The organism is Paracoccus angustae (assembly GCF_042648745.1).
Lineage (GTDB): Bacteria > Pseudomonadota > Alphaproteobacteria > Rhodobacterales > Rhodobacteraceae > Paracoccus > Paracoccus angustae.
Genome location: NZ_JBHRXY010000004.1, coordinates 226,339 through 248,417 on the forward strand (window position 1 = coordinate 226,339; position 22,079 = coordinate 248,417).

At 67.9% G+C, this 22,079-nt stretch carries 22 protein-coding genes; 10 read left to right on the forward strand and 12 right to left on the reverse strand.

Going from position 1 to position 22,079, the window contains the following annotated elements:
• Positions 1 to 15 precede the first annotated feature (15 nt).
• The 7 genes from ACFOM8_RS08160 to ACFOM8_RS08190 all read right to left on the reverse strand — a co-directional run bounded on the left by ACFOM8_RS08160 (position 16) and on the right by ACFOM8_RS08190 (position 6,983).
• Positions 16 to 606, reverse strand: coding sequence for an exopolysaccharide biosynthesis protein (locus ACFOM8_RS08160; protein ID WP_377760976.1), 591 nt, complete (start codon positions 604 to 606; stop codon positions 16 to 18).
• 140 nt (positions 607 to 746) lie between these two features.
• Positions 747 to 1,241, reverse strand: a complete 495-nt coding sequence (locus ACFOM8_RS08165; protein ID WP_377760977.1) for a RipA family octameric membrane protein — start codon at positions 1,239 to 1,241, stop codon at positions 747 to 749.
• Positions 1,242 to 1,332: 91 nt separating this feature from the next.
• Positions 1,333 to 3,111, reverse strand: a complete 1,779-nt coding sequence (locus ACFOM8_RS08170) for a thiamine pyrophosphate-requiring protein (protein WP_377760978.1) — start codon at positions 3,109 to 3,111, stop codon at positions 1,333 to 1,335.
• 79 nt (positions 3,112 to 3,190) lie between these two features.
• Complete coding sequence (locus ACFOM8_RS08175; protein ID WP_377760979.1) at positions 3,191 to 3,367, reverse strand: hypothetical protein; 177 nt, start codon at positions 3,365 to 3,367, stop codon at positions 3,191 to 3,193.
• Between the two features lie 81 nt (positions 3,368 to 3,448).
• On the reverse strand, positions 3,449 to 3,769 hold the full coding sequence (locus ACFOM8_RS08180) for a hypothetical protein (protein WP_377760980.1): 321 nt from the start codon (positions 3,767 to 3,769) through the stop codon (positions 3,449 to 3,451).
• On the reverse strand, positions 3,766 to 6,246 hold the full coding sequence (locus ACFOM8_RS08185; protein WP_377761010.1) for a cbb3-type cytochrome c oxidase subunit I: 2,481 nt from the start codon (positions 6,244 to 6,246) through the stop codon (positions 3,766 to 3,768). The genes ACFOM8_RS08180 and ACFOM8_RS08185 overlap by 4 nt, the downstream gene beginning before the upstream one ends.
• Positions 6,247 to 6,260: 14 nt before the next feature.
• Entirely contained in the window at positions 6,261 to 6,983 is a 723-nt protein-coding gene (locus ACFOM8_RS08190; RefSeq protein WP_377760981.1) for a cytochrome c oxidase subunit II, read from the reverse strand.
• Between ACFOM8_RS08190 and ACFOM8_RS08195 the strand changes: the two genes are divergently transcribed.
• Positions 6,972 to 7,505, forward strand: a complete 534-nt coding sequence (locus ACFOM8_RS08195; protein WP_377760982.1) for a DUF2231 domain-containing protein — start codon at positions 6,972 to 6,974, stop codon at positions 7,503 to 7,505. The genes ACFOM8_RS08190 and ACFOM8_RS08195 overlap by 12 nt on opposite strands.
• On the opposite strand, the gene ACFOM8_RS08200 is transcribed toward ACFOM8_RS08195, so the two are convergent.
• From ACFOM8_RS08200 to ACFOM8_RS08210, 3 genes are read right to left on the reverse strand one after another with little or no spacing between them, the layout of a single operon-like run.
• A complete protein-coding gene (locus ACFOM8_RS08200) occupies positions 7,475 to 7,987 on the reverse strand; it encodes a CopD family protein (RefSeq protein ID WP_377760983.1) in 513 nt (170 codons plus the stop codon). The two genes, ACFOM8_RS08195 and ACFOM8_RS08200, sit on opposite strands and share 31 nt — an antisense overlap.
• Positions 7,984 to 8,715 carry a cytochrome c oxidase assembly protein gene (locus ACFOM8_RS08205; RefSeq protein WP_377760984.1) on the reverse strand — a complete coding sequence of 244 codons (732 nt, stop codon included), beginning with the start codon at positions 8,713 to 8,715 and terminating at the stop codon, positions 7,984 to 7,986. The genes ACFOM8_RS08200 and ACFOM8_RS08205 overlap by 4 nt, the downstream gene beginning before the upstream one ends.
• A complete protein-coding gene (locus ACFOM8_RS08210; RefSeq protein WP_377760985.1) occupies positions 8,712 to 10,196 on the reverse strand; it encodes a hypothetical protein in 1,485 nt (494 codons plus the stop codon). Before ACFOM8_RS08210 ends, ACFOM8_RS08205 begins: the two co-directional genes overlap by 4 nt.
• A gap of 573 nt (positions 10,197 to 10,769) precedes the next feature.
• On the opposite strand from ACFOM8_RS08210, the gene ACFOM8_RS08215 reads away from it, so the two are divergent.
• Both ACFOM8_RS08215 and ACFOM8_RS08220 read left to right on the forward strand, forming a co-directional pair.
• Positions 10,770 to 11,171, forward strand: a complete 402-nt coding sequence (locus tag ACFOM8_RS08215) for a four-helix bundle copper-binding protein (protein ID WP_377760986.1) — start codon at positions 10,770 to 10,772, stop codon at positions 11,169 to 11,171.
• A gap of 207 nt (positions 11,172 to 11,378) precedes the next feature.
• On the forward strand, positions 11,379 to 12,023 hold the full coding sequence (locus ACFOM8_RS08220; protein WP_377760987.1) for a redoxin domain-containing protein: 645 nt from the start codon (positions 11,379 to 11,381) through the stop codon (positions 12,021 to 12,023).
• A 132-nt stretch (positions 12,024 to 12,155) separates the two neighbouring features.
• On the opposite strand, the gene ACFOM8_RS08225 is transcribed toward ACFOM8_RS08220, so the two are convergent.
• Positions 12,156 to 13,817 (reverse strand): BCCT family transporter, encoded by a 1,662-nt coding sequence (locus ACFOM8_RS08225; RefSeq protein ID WP_377760988.1) that lies wholly within the window; start codon positions 13,815 to 13,817, stop codon positions 12,156 to 12,158.
• 354 nt (positions 13,818 to 14,171) lie between these two features.
• Between ACFOM8_RS08225 and ACFOM8_RS08230 the strand changes: the two genes are divergently transcribed.
• The 3 genes from ACFOM8_RS08230 (at position 14,172) to ACFOM8_RS08240 (ending at position 17,246) form a co-directional block, all read left to right on the forward strand.
• The gene (locus tag ACFOM8_RS08230) at positions 14,172 to 14,564 is read left to right on the forward strand and encodes a glucose dehydrogenase (RefSeq protein WP_377760989.1); all 393 of its coding nucleotides are present in this window, start codon (positions 14,172 to 14,174) and stop codon (positions 14,562 to 14,564) included.
• 9 nt (positions 14,565 to 14,573) lie between these two features.
• Positions 14,574 to 16,670, forward strand: coding sequence for a pyrroloquinoline quinone-dependent dehydrogenase (locus ACFOM8_RS08235; RefSeq protein WP_377760990.1), 2,097 nt, complete (start codon positions 14,574 to 14,576; stop codon positions 16,668 to 16,670).
• A 69-nt stretch (positions 16,671 to 16,739) separates the two neighbouring features.
• A complete protein-coding gene (locus tag ACFOM8_RS08240; RefSeq protein ID WP_377760991.1) occupies positions 16,740 to 17,246 on the forward strand; it encodes a DUF421 domain-containing protein in 507 nt (168 codons plus the stop codon).
• Between the two features lie 236 nt (positions 17,247 to 17,482).
• On the opposite strand, the gene ACFOM8_RS08245 is transcribed toward ACFOM8_RS08240, so the two are convergent.
• Positions 17,483 to 18,151 carry a hypothetical protein gene (locus ACFOM8_RS08245; protein WP_377760992.1) on the reverse strand — a complete coding sequence of 223 codons (669 nt, stop codon included), beginning with the start codon at positions 18,149 to 18,151 and terminating at the stop codon, positions 17,483 to 17,485.
• 452 nt (positions 18,152 to 18,603) lie between these two features.
• Here ACFOM8_RS08245 and ACFOM8_RS08250 point away from each other — a divergent pair, with 452 nt between their 5' ends.
• From ACFOM8_RS08250 to ACFOM8_RS08265, 4 genes are all read left to right on the forward strand, one after another.
• A complete protein-coding gene (locus ACFOM8_RS08250) occupies positions 18,604 to 19,605 on the forward strand; it encodes a LacI family DNA-binding transcriptional regulator (RefSeq protein ID WP_377760993.1) in 1,002 nt (333 codons plus the stop codon).
• An 85-nt stretch (positions 19,606 to 19,690) separates the two neighbouring features.
• Entirely contained in the window at positions 19,691 to 20,740 is a 1,050-nt protein-coding gene (locus ACFOM8_RS08255; protein WP_377760994.1) for a sterol desaturase family protein, read from the forward strand.
• Positions 20,737 to 21,057 (forward strand): MocE family 2Fe-2S type ferredoxin, encoded by a 321-nt coding sequence (locus tag ACFOM8_RS08260; protein ID WP_377760995.1) that lies wholly within the window; start codon positions 20,737 to 20,739, stop codon positions 21,055 to 21,057. The genes ACFOM8_RS08255 and ACFOM8_RS08260 overlap by 4 nt, the downstream gene beginning before the upstream one ends.
• Positions 21,058 to 21,131: 74 nt before the next feature.
• Positions 21,132 to 22,076, forward strand: a complete 945-nt coding sequence (locus ACFOM8_RS08265) for a substrate-binding domain-containing protein (protein ID WP_377760996.1) — start codon at positions 21,132 to 21,134, stop codon at positions 22,074 to 22,076.
• Positions 22,077 to 22,079: the final 3 nt, after the last annotated feature.

Genomic DNA, 22,079 nt, shown 5'->3' on the forward strand with positions numbered 1-22,079 from the left:
ACCGGTGGCCGGACATCAGCCGCTGAAGCCGAACTGCCACACGGCCACGGGCACCGCCAGCAGCACGACCAGCGACAACGCGACCAGCCCGCCATCGCGCGTCAAAAGGCCTGCCGCGAACAAGGCGATCACCGCCGCGGCGATCGACCCCGAGGTCGGGATCACCTCCATAAAGGGCATGAACAGCGTCAGCGCCAGGACAAGCAGCTGGGGCAGGTAAAGCCAGGGGCGATGCAGCAGCCAGGTCAGACGCTCTTTCAGGAAGCGTTCGACGAAGCCTATGGGCTTGCGCAGCCAGCCGATCCCGCCGCGCAGCTTTTCGGCGGACAATTCGCGGCGCATGATGACATCGGGCAGCCACACGCTGTCCCGGCCGAAGATCATCTGCACCATCAGGATGAAAACGATCGCCGCCACCATGGAGGTCAGCCCCGGGATGGCGCTGGCGGGGGATACCGCGACAAGCGCGAAGATCAGGATCAGCGAGGCGAAGGACTTTTGCCCCAGCTTCTCGACCACCTGCCGCACCGTGATGCTGTCGCCATGCGCGGCGTCTTCCAGCTGATCGAGAACCTCGCTGAGCTTGTGGGATCGGTCCTGGGCCATGCGTCACCTTGTAGACAAGTCTGCTTGCCGCGCCGCAAGACATCGCGGCGGGCTGTCGTGAAACCTGCGGCCCCGGCGGCTTGTTCCCCGCGCGGGCGGAAAGGCCGGGGCCGTCCTGCGTCCTTGCCATGGACGCCGGTTCAGCGCAGGAACAGCCAGACCGACACGCCGGCAAGGTAAATCCAGACGATCCCGAAGATCCAGGGCGAGCGGATGGCGAAAAGCGAGCCTTCGTGAAACCGGCGGCTGAGCGTCGGGTCGCGCGGCGGCTCGTCCTCGCCATGGTGGGTGGGCCAATAGTCCGCCAGATCCCCGTGCTGTTCCAGAAGCGCGTTCTGCCGGTCGTGCCAACGCTGGATGACGCCGTAGGAGCTTTTGATGGCCCGCAGCGCGTCCAGCGACAGAACGAAGCCCAGCAGCGTCAGGGGCAGGGACACCAGAAGCATGAAGACCCCCGGCTTGGCCCATCCCGCATTCATGGTCGAAGCATAGGCGATGATCAGAAAGGATTGGGACGACAGATAGGCGCCCAGCCTGCTGGACAGCATCTGGCTTTCGAACTGGATTTCGCCGCGAAAGGTGCCGAGGCGCCTGATGTTCTCGCCGCGGATGGCGGTCTGGTCGGTGTCTTGCACGGGTTTTCTCTTGGAATTGCGGATGGTGGCGGACGCAAGGGCGGCCCGGCGGCGGTGATGAACGGCCGATCGCGGGGGGCAGGCCGCGGCGTCACTGGTCCGGCCCCGATCCGAAGATCTGGCGGGCGGCGTTGCGCAGGATGCCCGCCCCTTCGGGATCGCGGGCCGTGGCCATGGCAAGGTTCCTGACCTGCCTGAAGGTCAGATGCGGCGGGATCGGCGGCACTTCGGGATCGGCCTTGACCTCGATCACGGTGGGGCGGTCGGCGGCAAAGGCCTCGTCCCAGGCGTCCGCGACCCGGGACGGATCGTCCACAAGGATGCCGTGCAGCCCGATCATCGCCGCAAAGCGGTGATACGGCACGTCGGGGATCGACTGGGACGCCTCGAACTTCGGATCGCCCTCCATCACCCGCTGCTCCCAGGTGACCTGGTTCAGGTCGCCGTTGTTCAGCACCAGGCAGATCCAGGTCGGGCTGTCCCAATCCCGCCAGTATTTGGCCACCGTGATCAGCTCGGCCATGTTGTTCATCTGCATGGCGCCGTCGCCCACCATCGCCACCACCGGGCGCGCGGGATAGGCCATCTTGGCCGCGATGGCATAGGGCACCGCCGCCCCCATCGAGGCGAGGCCCCCCGACAGCGAACACATCATCCCGCGCCTGATCCTGATGTCGCGGCCGAACCAGTTGGCGCAGGAACCGGAATCCGAGGTCAGGATGGCGTTGTCGGGCAGGCGTTGCGACAGCGTCCAGAAGGGCAGCTGCGGGTTGACCGGATCGGCCGGGGCATGGGCGCGCCGTTCCAGCGTTTCCCACGATTTCTCGACGCTGCGCCGGATGCGGTCCTGCCAGCGGCCCTGGGGCTTGCGGTCCAGCATCGGCAGCAGGGCGCGCAGGGTGGCGGCGCTGTCGCCCGTCAGGTTCGCCTCCATCGGATAGCGCAGCGACAGCATCGTCGGGTCGATGTCGATCTGCACGCCGCGCGCCTTGCCTTCCTCGGGCAGGAACTCGGAATAAGGAAAGCCCGAGCCGACCATCAGCAGCGTGTCGCAGTCCTGCATCAGATCCCAGCTGGCAGGCGTGCCCAGAAGCCCGATGGAGCCCGTGACGTAGGGCAGGTCGTCGGGCAGCACCGCCTTGCCCAGAAGCGCCTTGGCCACGCCCGCGCCCAGCCTTTCGGCCACGGCCTGCACTTCATCGGCCGCGGCCAGGGCGCCCGCGCCCACCAGCATCGCGACCTTCTCGCCCGCGTTCAGGATCCCGGCCGCGCGCCGCAGGTCCGCCTCTTGCGGGATCACCAGGGGGGCCGCATAGCCCGTGCCGGAAAAGACCGAGCCATGCGCGCGCGGCGGATCGGCATAGTCCAGATCCTGCAAGTCGTTGGGAAAGATCAGGGCCGACACGCGCCGCTGGCCGATGGCCGCGCGAACCGCGCGGTCGGTCAGGTGGCGGACCTGCGCGGGCACCGTGACGGTGTGGACGTGATCGCCCGCCACGTCCTTGAACATCGACACCAGGTCGATCTCCTGCTGGTAATGCGCGCCAAGGGCGGTGCGCGCCTGCTGCCCGGCAATCGCCAGCACCGGCATGTGGTCGGCCCGCGCGTCGTATAGCCCGGTCAGCAGATGGGCCGCCCCCGGTCCCGAGGTCGCCAGGCAGACGCCGATCTCTCCGGTGAACTTGGCATGGGCCACGGCCATGAAGGCGGCCATCTCCTCGTGCCGGACCTGCACGAATTCGATGTCGCCGTTCCGCCGCCGCAACGCGCCCAGCAGGCCGTTGATGCCGTCGCCGGGATAGCCGAAGACGCGCCGGACCCCCCAGTCCCGCAGCCGCTGCCAGAAGAAATCCCCCACCGTTGTCGCCATCGCCCGCCCCCGTTCGCGTCGCCAGCAAGGCCAACCGCAGCGCGGCGGCTCGGTTCCCCTTGGCGCGGATCCCGCCGCGCTATTGTGAACCCGTCAGGCGCTTCTGGAACTGGTCCTCGCTCAGGCGTTTGACGCCGAACCGCTCCAGCGCCTCCGCGACGATCTCTGAAGGGGTCTTGCCCGCCTCGCCCGCCGCGATGTCCAGGCCGCGGCGAAGATCGTCGGGCAGATCGATGGGGGGTGATGCGTCCTGCATGTCGATGGCTCCCTTTGTGTCGCTCTACCGAACAGCCCCGCGGGGCAACGGGTTCCCCGCCCGGCAGAGCGTCCCTGCGCCCTAAAGGCAGAGCGAGGTGGTCACGACCGGCAAAAGGCTCCACACCGTCGCGGCCAGCGCCACGCAGGCCAGTATTCCGGCGGTCCGCTGCACCCAGGGCAGGCCCGAGGCGAAGCGCGGCATGCGCAGGCCGACAAGCAGAACGACCTGCACCGCGATGGCCACGATCCCGGCCGCGACCAGCGCGGCGCGCCCCTGGTCCAGGCTCAGCCCCGCCCGGCTCCACAGGTCGGAACAGACCACGCCTTCCAGCCCGTAGACCGCGCTAAAGGCGGCGACCCAGACGGACAGCGGCAGCGACAGGCGCAGGATGTCGGTCATGCCAGCCACCCCGGCAGCCAGGCCGCCCCAAGCCCCAGGGCGGCGGCCAGGGCGGCATAGTCGATCCACAGCCGAAGCACGCGCGCATCGCCGAACCGCCGGGCCGAGATAAAGCCCGCGCGGATTCGGGCCGTCAGGAACAGCGTCATGAGGCCCGCAAGACCGGCGTGAAAGACGATATAGCCCGCGATCACCCACAGCGTCGCGTCATAAGCGTGGGCGTTGTGGGTCGTGGCCAGGAACACCGTCCAGGCGGCGGCGATCAGGGCGGCAAGCCCGGCCAGGCTGGCGCCCAGGCCGGTCCAGGGCGCGCGGTTCTTGCGGATCCCGCCGTCGGCCAGACGGATGCCGCCGCTGGCAAGAACCACCCCCAGGGCCGCCAGCACCGGCCCTGCGAGGCCCGGCTCCAGGATGGCGGGCGGCGGCCAGTTCGGGGCGACGGTCCACAGGAAGGCATAGCCGAACAGCAGGGATCCGAACAGCACCGAATCGGCCAGCAGCAGAAACAGCGATCCCCACCAGCCGGGCGGATAGGGAACCTCGGTATGGGTGGGCAGCGACAGGCCGCGGCCCGCGTCCAGCGGCCCCTCGTCCCGGCGCGAGCCGCCTTGCCAGGCCCAGGCCAGCGCCAGAACCGTCACCCCCAGGGCCGAGGCGAACATCAGCCACCACCATTTCCACACCGGCGCCATGAACATGATGCTGGTGACAACCGCCATGGCAAAGGGAATGATCGAGTTCCGGGGCATGACGGCGATGAATTCCGGCTCTCCGCGCGAGACGCTGACCACCAGCGTTTCGCGCCGCTTGCGGACGGGTTCGCCCAGAAAGCCTTCGCCACGGGCGACCCGGACCGGCAGGCCGGGATCGTCGTGCAGGGGGTAGCGGCTGCCGACCACCGGGATCGAGGCGAAGTTGTAGGCCGGGCCGGGGATCGGCGTGGCCCATTCCAGCGTTCCCGCGTTCCACGGGTTGCGCCGCCCGCGCACCGCCACGAAGGCGTTCACCGCCACGTCCAGAACCACCAGCCCGAAGCCGATCGCCAGAACGAAGCCGCTGACCGAGGCCAGCAGGTTGATCCCTTCCCACCCCGAGCCTTCCTCGATCCTGTCGATGCGCCGCCGCATCCCCAGAAGGCCCGCCCAGTGCAGCAGCAGAAAGGTGCCGTGAAATCCCGCCATGACCAGCCAGAACCCCGTCTCGCCCATGCGGAAGAACCGCTTGCGGCCGGTCAGGACCGGCAGCCAGTAATAGATTGCCGCGATCATGGGAAAGACATAGCCGCCGATCAGCACGTAATGCAGATGCGCCACCACGAAATAGCTGTCATGCGCCTGCCAGTCGAAGGGCACCATGGCCACCATGACGCCCGTCAGCCCGCCCATTACAAAAGTCACGAAAAAGCCCAGGATCCACAGCATCGGCAGATGCAGTTCGGGGCGGCCTTTCCACAGCGTGCCGATCCAGGCGAAGATCTGCACCCCCGTTGGCACCGCCACCAGCGTCGAGACGGCCGAAAAGAAGGCCAGGCCCATGTGCGGGATGCCGGTGGTGAACATGTGATGCACCCACAGCCCGAAGCTGAGAACCGCCAGCGAGATCGCCGCCGCCACCACCCAGCCATAGCCCAGCAGCGTGGTGCGCGCCATGACCGGCAGGATCATCGAGATGACGCCCGCGGCGGGCAGGAAGATGATGTAAACCTCGGGGTGGCCGAACAGCCAGAACAGGTGCTGCCACAGCAGGCTGTCGCCGCCGTGTTCGGCCTGGAAGAAGGGCATGTCGAAGGCGCGTTCCAGTTCCAGGATCAGGGAACCCAGGATCATCGGCGGAAAGGCGGTCAGGATCATCACCGCCACGACCAGCATGTACCAGGCGAAGATCGGCAGCCGGTCCAGCGACATCCCCGCGGCGCGATAGCGCAGCACGGTCACGACCACCTCGACCGCCGCGCCGATGGCCGAGATCTCGATGAAGCTGATGCCCAGAAGCCAGATGTCGGTGTTGATGCCGGGCGAATAGGCCGAAGACGACAAAGGCGGATACATGAACCAGCCCCCGTCGGGCGCGACCCCCGCCAGCAGCGCGACGATCATGATCGTGCTGCCGATCATGTAGCACCAGAAGCCGTAGGCCCCGAGCCTGGGGAACGCCAGGTCGCGCGTTCCCAGCATCCCCGGCAGCAGAAACACGGTCAGCGCCTCGAAAAAGGGGATGGCGAACAGGAACATCATGATGGTCCCGTGCATCGTGAAGATCTGGTTGTAGATCTCGGGGCCCATGAAGGCCGACCGGGGCGAGGCCAGCTGCGCCCGGATCAGCATGGCCAGGATCCCGCCGGCCAGGAACATGCCGGCGGCGCCCAGGATGAACATGTTGCCGATGGTGTTGTTGTTGACCGTGGTGAACACGCCCTTCCAGCCGGGATCGTTCCGCCAGATCGGATACAGCGCCTTGTGCAGCCGCAGCGCGGTCAGACGTGGTTTGTCGGTCACGGTGTCTCCCCAGCCAGAAAGGCGTCCCAGGCCGCCGCGTCATGGGCGACCACGGTGAAATGATGGCGGCGGTATCCCGCGCCGCTGAACTCGGCGCTGACGCCCGCGTACCGGCCCGGCTCCCACGCCTCGATGCGCAGGACGTTCACGTGCCCCGGGATCGCGTCCAGCTTGCCCGCCAGCCGCGGCACCCAGAAGCTGTGGATCACGTCGGCGCTGGTGATGCGGACATCAACCGGGCGGCGGGCGGGAATGTGCAGCATGTTCTCGGTCACGCGGCCGGGCGCGTCGGGATAGGTGAAGCGCCAGACCCATTGCCGGCCCTCGGCCTCGACCGCGACCACGTCGGGACCGGGGCGCGGCAGCAGCCGCTCTCCGATCCACAGGCCCCAGACGGTCAGGGCGGCCAGCACGGTCATCGTGAAGCCGAGGCCCAGGCCCTTGATCCAGACCGTCTCGCGCCGGCGGTCCGCCCCCTCGCCGGACGCTTCCTCGCCGGACGCTTCCTCGCCCCGGCGGAAGGCCAGCATCAGCAAAACCGCCACCAGCAGCAGGATCGCCGCCGCGCCCCCCAGCATGACCCACCACAGGGTGGCGATGATGTCGGCGGCGGGTCCGGCCGGATGGACGGCGGACAGGCGTTCCTCGCAACCCGCCAGCATCAGCGGCGTTGTTCCCCCGATCACCATCTTGGGAAAGGGACGCCGATGGCCAACCACGAAACCGACGACACGCCCGGCAAGGACAAGGAAGGCATTCTCGAGGATCCGGTGGCCGACCTGCCCGGCTTTTACCAGACCTCGTCCACCATCGCGATCGCGGGCCATCCGCTGCACGCGATGAGCGTGGCCTTTCCGGTCGCGCTGACCTTCTGCACCTTCGGGGCCGACCTGTTCTACTGGTGGACCGGCGACGGGTTCTGGGCACGGGCGGCGCTGTGGGCCGCGGGCATGGCCTTCCTGATCGGCGTTGCGGCGGCGTTCACGGGGACGCTGGAGCTGCTGTTCGTGCCGGGCATCCGGGTGCGCGCCGCAGCCTGGACCCATGCCGGGATCGCGGTCGTGCTGCTGTCGATCCTGGGGGCCAACTGGGGCTACAGGCTTTACGGCTACGAGGACGCGGTGCTGCCTTACGGCATCCTGCTGTCGGGCTTCAGCGTCGTGATGGTGGGGGCCACGGGCTGGCATGGCGGCAGGCTGGTCTTCGACTATCATCTGGGCACCTCCGAGACCGGCAACTGACGGTCGAGGGGTTCGGTCAGCCAGCCGGGCACGGGAATCTCCTCGAAGGGGGGCTTCAGCAGGACCAGGGTCAGAACGGCCAGAACGGGCACCAGCAGCATCAGCAGCGGCACCAGCGGACGCGGCGTCTTGTGGCGTCCGTCCGTTTCCCCGACCTTGACGATGTGATGGCCGATCCAGGCGTGAAAGCCGATCAGCAGGGCCACGAAGACCAGCTTGGCGAACATCCAGGGAACAAAGACTTCGCGCAGGAAGATCAGCCAGGTTCCGGCGACGATCGCGGTCACGGCGGCGGGCGTGACGATCCAGACATAGCTGACATGGGACGCCAGGCGGATTCGGGTGAAATCGGCCTGCCCAATGGCCGGATCGTGGCGCGACAGCATGACCGGCAGGCCGAACAGGCCCCCCACCCACACCGCCAGCGCGATCATGTGCAGCGCCTTCAGATGCGGGACAAGCGGTTCCAGCCAGGCGATCACGTGGGCCGCCCTTGCAGCTGCCGCCAGCCGCGCAGCGCCACCAGCGCCCCCAGGGCGGCATAGGGAATGCCCGCCGGCACCCACATGATGATCCCGCCCAGCTGCTGGTCGGCCAGGGCCGTGAACCCCCAGGCCAGCGGCGCCTGCCGGTGGATTTCGTAAAGCGGATCGGGCGCAAAGGTCAGCAGCGCCCCCAGAAGCCCCATCTGCATGTAGGCCCCCAGGATCAGCAGCCCCGCCTGTCCCGCCGGCTGGCCGGGCGCCAGCACCGCCCGCCAGAAAGCCGTGGCGGATGCCAGCAGCGTCGCCTGCATGACCCAGTAGACGCCCTTGTCCGCCATTGCCGCGTCATAGGCCTGCGGCAGGTGCCAGGCCCACAGCACCCCCGTCGCCAGCACCAGCAGGGGCGTGGCCACGCGCGGGCTCTGCGCGGGCCAGGCCAGCGCGATCAGCGGGGCGGCCACCGCCACCAGCAGCAGGTGATGAACCACCCGCGCCGAAAACAGCGCCGCCGACAGCGCGCAAAGCGGCGAAACGAAGGCCACCGCCAGCACCGCCACCGCCGCCGCGCCCGCCCGCGACCGGGCCAGCGTCAGCGCCAGCGCCGCAAGCGCGGCCAGCAGCAGCGGGTCGAGGTTCCAGCGGGTCCAGATCGCGCCGGGATCCGGCGCGGGGCCGCAGTAAAGCCCCGCCAGGCCACCCGCGATCAGAAAGGCGCCGGGAATCATGCGGCGCCCCTTGCTTCGGCAGCGGCCCCGGCGGGCCGGACACGGAGGAGGAGACCCTTGCGGGCCGGAGTATGGGACAGCTCGTCGCGGTATCGCATGGGCACCGGCGGGTTCGCCTCGGGGTAGGGGGCTCCGGCGCGGTTGTCCGGCCGGTCACAGCCGACCACTCGGGGGCCGCCGGCCGTCCGTTCGCGGCGATCGTCGATCGCGCATTCCAGCGTGACCGCCTGCCCTTCCGTCTGGCCCTGGCGCGCCTTGTTCTCGGGGTTGATCAGCACGGTGTCGCGCCCGGTCAGCCCCCGCAGCCGGTCCGAGATCCCATGGATCGTGGTGTTGAACCGGTGGTTCGGCAGCGGCGTGACCCTTGTCGTCCGGTCGCCCGCGCCAAGCGCCGCCTCGGCGAAGTCCATGGTCATGGCAATTTCCGATTTCAGGCGCGGCGAGGCCGGTTTGCGCTTGCCCAGGGATGCGTGGATCATGCCGGGGCGGTCTTTCGTCGTAACCGCCTGCGGCCCGTCCGCCTGCCGCCCCTTCCCGGTCCGCACCGGGCGGGGCGGCTGCCAGCTGTGCCCGCCCGGAAACAGATGCGGGCGGTTCGGCTTGATGGCCACCCCCATGTTCAGGTCCGGCTTCCCCCAGCAGGGTTGCACCCTGTCGCCGTCCGGGATCGCGCGGGCCGCGTTGCCGCCCAGCGAGGCGACGCCCTTGACTGACACGTCCAGAAGCCCCCGGACCGGGGCGGCGGTGTTGCGCCCCTCCTCCACCGGCGGATCGAACCCGAACAGCTTGCGCAGCATTCCGTTCGGGACCGGCTTCGGCTGTTCGGTAATGCCCACGATGCGTTTCCCCTGCATGTTGGAATGGCCCCGCTCCGGGAAGATGCCTGCCCCTTGCCGCCCGGTGTTGCCGCGCAGCAGCAGCAGGTTCACATACATTTTCAGGTTCAGCCACCCCCTGACGTGCCGGGTTAGCCCCATCATGTAGACGCCGATGGTTCTTTCGGCCCCGCGGCACATGTCGCCCGCCGTTTCCAGATCCGCGCGCCGCAGGCCCGAGACACGCTCGATCCCGCCCCATCGGATCTGCTTGATCGCGGCGGCGAAATTCCCGACGCCGATGGTCTGGCTGTCCGCCAAGGCGCGGTCGATGATTGTCCCGCCGGCGCGCTCGTCCCGTTCGATCACGCGCTTGCAGAGGCCCGCCAGGGCCGCGCGGCACATGCCGGACCTGCCGGACAGGGTGCTGCGGCCGCAAAGCCGCGCGTACAGCGCATAAAGACACGACGCCTCGAGACTGGCGCGCCACCAGGCGTAGAAAACCGTGGCTCGGGAATCCAGCGCCCGGAGCCGCGCCCCGATGCCATGGAAAGCCTGCTCCCATGTGATTGCGACATACCGGCCGCAGGCCGCGTCGTGGGGCAGGGAATAGGTCACAAGGCCGGTCTTTTCCAGATTGTGGTCCGGCAGTCGGCGCTGCCGCATCAGGATGTGCCGGAGGAAAAAATCCGAGCCGCGGCAGTCGCGGGTCGGACCCCGGACGGTCGCCTTTGCGCCGTTCTGGCCAAGCGCAAACGGGTGGGGATGCGCGGGACTGGTCGGGGCGCGACAAAGACACATGTGACTGCCGGTCTTGCTCCGCCGCACCGGCGTTCGGATCGCGCCCCTCGATGGCCTCTGGCCGTCCAGAATGCGCCCGACGCCCCTGCGCGAGCCCCATCCTCCGGCGGCGTCGGCACAAGGGGGCGTGTTCTCCCGCTGCCGGGCGGTCTCGGTCCCGGCGGGCTTGTTGTCGCTCATAGGTTCCTCTCGCGGTGGCGGCCATGCGGGCGCCGCGTCAGCCTTTTCGGCAACTCGGGCACAGGGCAGTGGTTCCAACGCCGGCATGAAAGCGGATGTCGGACGATCACGGACGCCCGCCTTCGGAACGGCATGGCCGTGCCTGACATTGCCGGCATCCGCGGGGCAGTCCGGGAACATCCTGCCGGCCCGGATGTTGGACCCTTGGCGCCTCCGCCCATCAGTCATCCGCCCACAAGTCGTCAAAAGGAGACCGGCATGAACGTCCGCCAGATGATCGCAACCCATCCCCATGTCCAGGGCGGCACCGCCGACCGGCTGCTGCGCTGCATCGAAGCCTGCTACGCCTGCGCCCAGACCTGCACCTCTTGCGCCGATGCCTGTCTGGCCGAGGATATGGTCGAGCAGCTGCGCCAGTGCATCCGCCTCAACCTGGATTGCGCCGACATCTGCGCCGCCGCAGGCTCGATCGCCACCCGGCGCACCGGCGCGAACGTGGCGGTGATCCGCGCGGTTGTCGAAGCCTGCGCCGCCGCTTGCGAGGCCTGCGGGCAGGAATGCCAGAAACATGCCGACATGCACGAGCATTGCCGTCTCTGCGCCGAGGCCTGCGCGGCATGCGCACAGGCCTGCCGCGACGCCCTGACCGACCTGCGCTGACGCAGCGTTCCCGGGCGGCGAGGGGGCGATGCGGGGCGGCCCTTCGTCCGCCAACCCGTCGCGCCCGGGGCGCGCCGTCGGCCTGCCTGGTCCGGCGCTGTCCCTGCACGGCCAGGGGCACGCCCTTCGCAGTGTCCCATGGCCGGGCGGGAACGATTGACCCGTGGGACGGTTGGAAAGGCTCGCACCCGAGCAAAGGAGGCCGCCATGAGACCAGATGTCGTTCCGGGAGCAAGGTTTCCCGACTATGTCCTGCCGGACCACACCAAGGCCCGTCGGCGCCTGTCGGACCTGCAAGGCGACCAGCTGATGATCGTGGTTCTGACCCGCGGCTTCTTCTGCCCCAAGGATCGCCAGCACATGCTGGAGCTGGTGCGGTTTCATCCGCAGTTCGTGGTGGGCTATACCCAACTGGTCACTATCACCACCGACGATTGGCACACGACCAACAACTATCGCCAGCAGACCTCGGCGCCCTGGCCGTTCCTTTACGACGAGGAGCGGGCCGTTCAGAAGGATCTGGACATCAAGGAATACACCGACACCTCGCATGACGTGATGATCCCGCACACCATCGTCCTGGGCCGCGGGCTCGAGGTCTTCCGGGTCTACAACGGTTATTACTACTGGGGCCGCCCCTCGATGGCCGAGCTTCATGCCGACCTGCGCGATCTGGGGCAGCGGACCTATCGCGATTGGGACATCACGCGGCCCGACCTGCGCGGAAAGTGGCAGGCGGGCGACAAGTCCGACTTCTATCCTTACGGTGACGATGCGATCTCGATGGACAGGCTTATGTTGCAGATGGCGGGCGCCGTCGATCGGTATGCGGGCGACGCGGGAAAGGTGTAAGGGGTAAGGGGACGACGCGGCTCGCCCCCTCGCCCCGGTCGCGGGCGGCCCTGCCACCCGCGTGCCGCGGTTCGCGACAGTCGTTCTGGCCGCCCCCCATGCGGGGGGGGGCGGCCTTGTCCCGAGGCCGTTCTAGCGGGGTTCGGCCTGAAGGCCCTTGACCAGCGCGAAACAGGCGCCCAGCAGCACGATGGCGAAGGGGAACCCGGTCGAGACGGCCATGGCCTGAAGGGCCGCAAGGCCCCCGCCCAGCAGCAGCGCGATGGCGACCAGGCCCTCGAACGTCGCCCAGAAGACGCGCTGCGGGACCGGGGCGTTGATCTTGCCGCCCGCGCTGATCGTGTCGATCACCAGAGAGCCGGAATCCGACGAGGTGACGAAGAACACGATCACCAGCACGATCCCGATCAGCGAGGTCACCGTTGTCAGCGGCAGATGGGACAGCATCTCGAACAGTTGCAGTTCCAGCGCGGCCTCCTGAACCGAGCTGAGCCCCTGGTTCACCACCTGGCTGATCGCCGTGCCGCCAAGCGCCGTCATCCACAGCGTCGAGACAAGGGACGGGATCAGCAGAACCGCGACCAGGAACTCGCGCACGGTGCGACCGCGGCTGACGCGGGCGATGAACATGCCCACAAAGGGCGACCAGCTGATCCACCAGGCCCAGTAGAAGGCCGTCCAGCCCTGGCGGAAGTTGTCGTCGTCGCGTCCAAAGGGATTTGATAGCGCGGGCAGGTATTCGCCATAGGCCAGCAGGTTCCTGAAAAAGCCCGTGGCGATCTGCATCGTCGGACCCACGGCGATGATGAACACCAGCAGCAGGATGGCCAGGCCCATGTTGATCTCGGACAGAAGCTTGACGCCCTTTTCCATCCCGGCCACGACCGAGGCGATGGCGATCCCGGTGATGATGATGATCAGGAAGATCATGGCGCCGGTGTTTGCGGGCAGCCCGAACAGGAAATGCAGCCCGGCGCTGGCCTGCTGCGCGCCAAAGCCCAGCGAGGTCGACAGCCCGAAGATGGTGGCGAAAACGGCCATGATGTCGATCAGGTGGCCCGGCCAGCCCCAGACCCGCTCGCCGAAGATCGGGTAGAAGATCGACCGCAGGGTCATCGGCAGGCCCTTGTTGAAGGCGAACAGCGCCAGCGACAGGGCGACAATGGCATAGATCGCCCAGGGGTGCAGCGCCCAGTGGAAGATCGTTGCGGCCATGGCAAGGCGCCGCGCGCCCTCGGCATCGCCGGGCGCGCCTTGCAGCGGCGCCCAGTCGGTCCGCAGCCCGTCCGGCCCGACAACGGGGCCGTCGAAGGCGGCGGTGAAGTTGCCCAGGGGTTCGGCCACGCCATAGAACATCAGCCCGATGCCCATGCCCGCCGCGAACAGCATCGAGAACCAGGACGCATAGCTGTAGTCGGGCTTGGCCTGGGGTCCGCCCAGCCTGATGCGGCCCAGGGGCAGCACGACCAGGGCCAGGCACAGCAGCACGAAGACGTTCGCCGCGCTGATGAAGAACCAGTCAAGGCTTGCCGTCAGCAGATCCCGCAGCCCGACGAAGATCGGGTCAAGCGTGTTCTGGAACATCAGCGTCAGCAGGGTAAAGGCGACCACGCCGATCGCCGAGACGCTGAAGACGACGTTGTGAATGTCCAGTTCGAACACGAAGCGGCGGCGATAATTGATGTTGTCCTGCCCGATCTCGTAGTCGGTCTGGATGATCTGGGTCGCGCCCTGGGGCGCGGGAATCGCGTCGGGCGATTCAGGATCAAGCGGAACGTCGGGGTTCTGGGTCAAAGACCAATCCTTTTTGCTGAAGTCGGGTTGCAAGGTTTCGATCGGAGGGGGAAGGTCGGCGTTGAAGGTTTTCCGTGATGGGATGGCGATAACCTTCACGTTACCGGACAGAAGCGAGAAGCACAAATCGCGGGGCGGTTTCCGGCGCGGCGAGCCTTGCGGGAGGATGTGCCGGCCGAGGGTTTCCGATCACCGCCGCGGGTCCGGCTAATGCCGCCGGCATTCCGAGAACCGCCGCGGGCGGCGGTGGCCGCGTCCCGTCATATCGGATGGAACACCTGCGGAGCCTCGGGGTTGGTTCCCCAGTCACCGGCACGTCGCCGGACCACGGCCCCACAACCGGAAGGAGCGATCATGGCCAATCTTCGTACCGCTTCCCTGCGTTCGCGCGGGCCGGACCCCCTGCGCCGAGACGGCTGGTGGATCTTCGCAGCCGTTCTAGCCGCCGTGCTGGCGCTGTTCGGGCTGACGCTGTTCGCGGGCGGTGTGTGGCTGATCCTGCTTGGCGGCAGTTGGTATTACGCTCTGGCGGGGGCCGGGCTTCTGACGACGGCCTGGCTTCTGGCGACCGGCAGCAGCGACGCGCTGCCGGTTTACGGGCTGGTCTGGCTGGCCACGGTGGCCTGGGCCTTCTGGGAGGTGGGCACCGACTGGTGGGCGCAGGTTCCCCGCCTGGTCGCCCCGACCCTTGTTCTGGTTCTGATCGTTCTGGTCGTTCCCGCCGTCAGCACCCGCCGCAGCCGCTGAGACATCGCCATGCAAAATCCCCTGATTTCCGCCTCGGCCATCGCCATCCTGACGGCATCGGCGGCCTTGCCCGCCTTTTCGCAATCCCCCGCAGCGCCCGCGGCCGATCCCGCCCCGGCCCCTGATGCCGCGGCCCCGAACCAGGCCGACCGCGCCCCCCGGCCCCAGCCGGAGATCGGCGCCGACTGGCCCTTCTGGGGCGGCGACGCGCAGGCCACGCGATTCACGCCCCTGGACCAGATCACCCGCGACAATGTGGACCGCCTGGAACGCGCCTTCGTTTACCGCACAGGCGACATGCCGACCGGCAGCGCCGAAGGGAAATACGCCGCCGAAACCACGCCGCTGAAGATCGGCGGGCAACTGGTCATGTGCTCGGCCAAGAACATCCTGATCTCGATCGACGCGGCCACCGGCGAGGAGAACTGGCGCTTCGACCCGCAGGTCAGCAACGACGCCATCCCTTATTCCGCGTCCTGCCGGGGCGTTTCGGTTTATACCGCGCCGGAACTGCCCGACGATGCGCAGTGCAAGACCCGCGTGATCGAGGGCACCATCGACGCGCGCCTGATCGCGGTGGATCTGCGCACCGGCCAGCCTTGCGGGGATTTCGGTCAGAATGGGCAGGTGGACCTGTGGGAAGGCATCGGCGAGAAGGTGCCCGGCTGGTATGCGGTCACCGCTCCCCCCACCATCGTGCGGGGCGTTGTCGTGACCGGCGCGCAGGTCAAGGACGGCCAGGCCGAGGATGCGCCGTCCGGGGTCATCCGCGGCTATGACGCGGTCACGGGCGCCTTCCTCTGGGCGTGGGACCTGGGCAGGCCGGGCGAATACGGCCAGCCCCCCGCGGGCGAGACCTATACCCGCGGCACGCCCAACATGTGGACCACCGCCACCGCCGACGAGGACCTGGGCCTGGTCTATCTGCCGATGGGCAATTCCTCGGTCGATTACTACGGCTCGAACCGCTCGGACCTCGAGAACCAGTGGGCGACCTCGCTTGTGGCGCTTGACGCGCTGACGGGCGAGCCGCGCTGGAGCTTCCAGACGGTCCGCAAGGATGTCTGGGACTATGACCTGGGCAGCCAGGCGACGCTTCTGGATTTCCCGACCGGCGAGGGACAGACCACACCGGCGATCCTGCTGCCCTCCAAGCAGGGCGACATCTACATCCTCGACCGCGCCACGGGCGAGCCCCTGACCTCCGTGGGCGAGATCGCGGCCCCCGACACCGGCAGCGTCGAGCCGGACTTCCTGTCGCCCACGCAGCCCACGTCGGAATGGCACACGCTGCGCAAGGACAACCTGGTCGAAAAGGACATGTGGGGCTTTACCCCCATCGACCAGTTGTGGTGCCGCATCCAGTTCCGCCGCGCCCATTACGTGGGCTTCTACACGCCGCCCTCGGCCGACCGGAGGTGGATCCAGTATCCCGGCTATAACGGCGGGTCGGACTGGGGTTCGGTGGCGGTCGACACGCGGCGCGGGATCATTGTCGCCAACTACAACGACGTTCCGAACTACAACCGGCTGATCCCGCGCGAGGAGGCTGACGAAAGGGGCCTGCGCCCGATCAACGAACTCCCGCCGGGCGGCGAGGGGGGCGAGAACGCGGATGTGGGTGGCGCCGAGGGCGCGGGCGATCCGCAGGCGGGTGCCCCTTATGCCATCGACGTGAACGCGGGCTGGCGCAATGACGTGACGGGCGTGCCCTGCACGCGCCCGCCTTACGGGGGGATCCGCGCCATCGACCTGAACACCGGAGAGACGCTGTGGGACACGCCCATCGGCACGGCGCGGCGCAACGGTCCCTTCGGCATTCCCTCCATGCTGCCCATCAAGATCGGCACGCCCAACAACGGCGGTTCGGTCGTGACGGCGGGCGGGCTGGTCTTCATCGCTGCCGCGACCGACAACCTGTTCCGCGCCATCGACATCGAGACGGGCGAAACGGTCTGGCAGGACGTGCTGCCGGCAGGCGGGCAGGCCAACCCGATCTCCTACGAGGTGGACGGGCGGCAATATGTCCTGATCGCCGCGACAGGGCATCATTTCATGGAAACCCCCATCGGCGACTACATCATCGCCTATCGCCTGCCGGAATGATCATGGACGCCGTTCCGGCGGATGCCGGTCCGGCATCCGCCGCGCCAGAACACCTGCCGCCGGGAACGCATGACGAAAGGTTTCGCCTTGAACTGGAAGAACATGCTTTTTCAGGACTGGGAAGGGATCGTGCGGACGCTGATGGTCGGCGTTCTGGCCTATGCGACGCTGATCGTGTTTCTGCGCATCTCGGGCAAGCGCACGCTGGCCAAGCTCAATGCCTTTGATCTGGTTGTCACGGTTGCCCTTGGATCGACGCTTTCGGCCATTCTGCTTCAGGAATCGATCGCCCTTGCCGAAGGCGTGGCCGCCCTGGGCCTTCTGATCGCCATGCAGTTTCTTGTGGCTTTCACCTCGGTCCGCTGGACGGCGTTCGCCAAGGCCGTCCGGTCCGAGCCGACCCTTCTGATCCGGTCCGGGCGGTTCTGCGACAAGGCCATGCGGCGCGAACGGATCACCCGGGACGAGGCGATGAGCGCCGTACGCGACAGCGGCGGGCGGGACGTGAGCGAGGTCGAGGCGCTGATCCTCGAAAGCGACGGCTCGCTCAGCGTCGTGTTCGCCACGCGCGGGTAGTTCGGAAACGATCCGCGCCCCAAGTCCCGGCATAGCCGGAACCGTGCGACGAGGCGCGGTTTCCCTGCATGGCAGTTCGACATGCCGCGCCATCCGCCCTTCGCCAGCGGGCGTCCCTAGGTAGAAACGGCTGCGCCGGATTGTCCGTCCGGGCGGTTCCGGCGGATCGCGAGAGCCGGTCCCGCCCGTTCATGCCAAGGACGGCAGCTGCCCGTCAGCGCCCGCCTTCCGCAGCCTTAAGGCCGCTCCAGGGTGGCCGTCGCCAGGCGGCGGCCATCGGCTTCCAGCGCGAAAACCATGTCGCCTTCCGGCCCGGCTTCGGGCACGGGGATCGTGGCCAGAAGGGTGCCGTCGGCCGCTGCCGTCATGTCGCGCAAAGGCGTCGTGGCATTCCCCGTCACCAAGGCGATCGTCACGGCCTGGCCGCCGGGCAGTCCCGTGGCGGCGATGCGGACGCGGTCCGTGCCGCGCGCCACGGCGCTAAGCTGCGCCTGTTCGGCACCCGCATCATCCGCGGCAAGAAGGCCTGCCGACCGTCCCAACCCCAGCAGATCGCGTCCGAGATCGTTCTCGGACAGAAAATCCGCCGCGGCCTCGCCTGCCCGGGTGGCCGCTCCTTCGGCACGCTCGGCCGTCTGCTCGGCCGCGTCGCGCGCCCGTTCCAGAAAACCGGGATCGGTGGCCGAAGCCTGCGGGATCGCCACGGCGCCTCTCTGACGCAGTGCGGTCTCGTCGGCGGCATCGTTGGCGCGAAGGATCGCGCCCGCCTCGACGCCGCATCGTGCCGACAGGTCGGCGAGCCGGTCCCCGGGTCCGAACGGGACCGCCGGGGGACAGTCCTGGGCGTGGGCCGGCAACGTGGTCAGGGCCGCAACGAACAAGCTTGCAAGAACAACGGGGCGCATGACTTCCTTTCCCGAAACGACCTCGACAGGCAGGCCGCAAGAGCGTCCCTCCGGCTGCACCCCGGATCCGGCCGACTGCGGTCGTGCAATCCCCTACCAACCGGCGCGGCAGCACAATGTTCCGCAGGAATGGACGGACCGCCGGACGGCGTCTGTCCGGCCCCGCGCCGATGCGGCAGGAACGGTCGTTCGCGAGGATCGGAAACACGTGCCGCGCGGAAACGGTTGGGGTGGGCCCTTGAACGGGTTTCCGCCGACCTGCCGCGGCCTGACGATCCCGCGCGACATCGCGATGCCCGCATTGCAGGGCGGGCAATCGGTCGCGCTGATCGGCCAACGGCTGCAACCGGCAGCCGTCCCGTTGCCTGCGCGCCGTGGCGTCCGTGCCTGAATCCGTCTTGCAAGACCGCCGCGGCTCCGACACCCTGGGCCGTCATCGGGCGTAGGGCATCATGCGCAAACCCACCTTCAGGGACATCGCCGCCCGCGCGGGCGTCGGCACCGCCACGGTCGAGCGTGTCCTGAACGGTCGCGGCGGGGTCAGCCCCGAGGCGGCCGAGAAGGTTCTTCTGGCGGTGCGCGCCCTGGACTATCCCCGCCTTCTGCCCGAAACCCATCGCGGCCTGATGCGGATCGAGGTGCTGCTGGTGCAGCCGCACTCCACGTTCTTCCGTCGCCTGTCACGATCCTTCGAAAGGATTGCTGCCACGCTGACGCCGCTGGTGGTGGTGCAGCGCACCTTCATCGAGGAAATGAACCCCGCAGAGATCGCCCGTCGCATCGCACAGCCGGGATCGCGGCGCGCGGCGCTGATCCTGGCGGTGCCCGACCACCCGCTGATCCGCGATGCAGTGGCCCATGTCGTCCCCTCGGGCTTGCCGGTGATCAGCATCGTCACGCGCGTGTCCGGCCATGAGGGCGATCACGTCGGCATCGACAACTATGCCGCGGGGCGAACGGCGGCGATGTTCATGTCGCGCATGGCGCGGGGCAGGGGACCCATCATCGCGCTGGCCCATCCTATCTACCAGGTGCATCGGGACCGTATTGGCGGGTTTTCCGACTATGTCGCGGAGCATGGGGCCGAGGCACGCTTCGACTGGCTGGGCTTCAGCATGGACGATCCCGACCGCAGCGCCGACCTGCTGTTCCGGGCCTTGCGCGACAGGCCCGACCTGGGTGGCATCTACAACGCGGGCGGCACCAACGCCGCGCTGATCGACCTGCTGCGCCGCGAGCAGCCGCGCCGCGCGCTGTTCTTCATCGGCCACGAACTGACCGATTACACCGCCGCCGCCCTGCGCGAAGGGCTGATGGACATCGTGCTGGACCAGGCGCCCGAGGCACAGGCCCGCCGCGCCCTGGATCTGGCGCTGCGCCGGATCGGGCTGACCCGGATCGACCCCGACCTGGCGCCGATCCGCTTCACCACGATCACCGCCGAAAGCCTCTGATCAAATCTGATCAAGACAGGTTTCGCCTTGGGCTGGCCGATGCTGGTATTCCCGGCTCAAGACCCATCGCCAAAGGACAAGCGCCATGGACGACCTGCAATTCGGCAAGCGCAACAAGCGGGGGGACTGGGCGCCGGACGGCCCCATCGCCTATGCCCCGCTGTTCCAGTTCCCGCCGCGTCTGCGGGCGCTGCTGGCATGGCTGCCGCACTATTTCCTTCCCTGGAACGCCATCTTCGCCGTGTCGGCCGTGGCCTACTGGGCCTGGATCGTGCCGCCGGTCGAAACAATGCAGGCCATCGGTCTTGGCTGGGTGGCCTGGCTTTACGCGGTCAACGCGCTTGCCGTGTTCCTGTTCTACGGCGCGTTCGAGCTGCACCTGTATGTCCTGCGGCGGCAGGAGAACCGCTTCAAGTACAACGGCAAGTTTCCCTCGGAACAGCGCAGCAAGGCCTTCTGGTTCGAAAGCCAGAACATCGACAACATCCTGCGCACCTTCCTGTCCGGCGTGACGATCTGGACCGGGGTCGAGGTGGTGATGCTCTGGGCCTATGCCAACGGGTATGCGCCCTGGCTGTCCTTCGCCGAGAACCCGTGGGTGCTGGCGGGGATCGCCCTGGTCGTGCCGATCATCCACGAATTCCACTTCTTCTGCGTCCACCGGCTGATCCACACGCCGTTTCTCTACAAGTGGGTGCATTCGGTCCACCACAACTCGGTCAATCCCTCGCCCTGGTCGTCGCTGTCCATGCACCCGATCGAGCATCTGCTGTATTTCGGCTCGGCCTTCTATCACCTGATCCTGCCGTCGAACCCGGTGATCATGCTGTATCAGCTGCATGTCGCGGGCTTCGGCGCGATCCCCGGCCATGTCGGCTTCGACAAGATCGAGGTGGGCGCCGACCGGCTGGTCGATAGCCATGCCTATGCCCACTACCTGCACCACAAGTATTTCGAGGTGAACTACGGCGACGCCACCATCCCCTTGGACAAGTGGTTCGGCACCTGGCACGACGGATCGCCCGAGGCCGAGGCGCGGATGCAGGAACGCTATCGCAAGCGCAAGGAACGGCTGGCCGCCCGCAAGGCCCGCCTGGAAGCAAAGGAAGCAACCGCCAAAGGAGCCACGAAATGAGCGACCTCAAGACCTGGATCACCGCCTGCAACCTGGACGACATCGAACAGGAAGGCGCGACCCGCTTCGACCACAATGGCCGCAGCTATGCGATCTACCGCGCCCCCGACGACAGCGTCTGGTGCACCGCGGGCCTTTGCACCCACGAGGCGGTGCACCTGGCCGACGGGCTGGTCATGGATTTCGAGATCGAATGCCCCAAGCATTCCGGCGCCTTCGATTACCGCACCGGAGAGGCCCTGCGCCTGCCCGCCTGCGAGAACCTGAGAACCTATCCCGCGCAGGTCGTGGACGGAGAGGTGCGCGTGGCCCTTTAAGGCCCGCGCGGAAACGGGCCAAGGCGCCCCCGGCGGAACAACCAGGTGAGCCGGCACCATTCGGGAGGATGACCATGAAACTGTTCTTCGCCGCGGCGGCAGCCGCATCCCTGATCGCGGGTCATGCCCGTGCCGAAAACATCGGCGTGTCCATGCAAAGCTTCGACAACAACTTCCAGACCCTGCTCCGCCTGGGCCTGGAAGCCCGCGCGGCCGAGATCGGCGGCGTCACCTTGCAGGTCGAGGATGCCCAGGGCGACGTGGCCAGGCAGCTGAACCAGGTCAACAACTTCATCGCCACCGGCGTGGACGCCATCGTGCTGACGCTGGCCGACACGTCCTCGGCGCCCGCGATCACGGCGGCCGCCGAAGGCGCGGGCATCCCGCTGGTCTATCTGAACCTGGAGCCCGCGAACCTGGCCCAGCTGCCGGACAGCCAGGCCTATGTCGGATCGCGCGAAACGGATTCGGGCCGGCTGGGTGGCGAGGCGGCCTGCAAGCTGCTGTCGGCCGCCGGCAAGGCGGGGGACGCGCAGGTCTATATCCTGATGGGCGATCTGGTCCACGACGCCGCCCGCGCCCGCACCGCCGCCGTCAAGGAGGCGCTTGCCGCAGGCGATTGCAGCGGGGCCAGCGTGGTCGATGAACAGCCCGCAGGCTGGGCGCGCAACATGGCGCTGGACCTGACGACCAACTGGATCACGGCGGGCCAGCCCATCGACGCGATCTTCGCCAACAACGACGAAATGGCCATCGGCGCCATCCAGGCGTTGAAATCGGCGGGCGCGGACATGGACGACGTGGTGGTGGTCGGCATCGACGCGACCCAGGACGGGCTTGCCGCGATGGGGGCGGGCGATCTGGACGTGACCGTGTTCCAGAACGCCACCGGCCAGGCGGGCAGCGCCATCGACGCGGCGGTGGCCCTGGCGCGCGGCGAACAGGTCGAACAGCAGGTCATGGTTCCGTTCGAACTGGTCACGCCTGAGAACATGGCCTCCTACGCCCAGCGGAACTGAGGA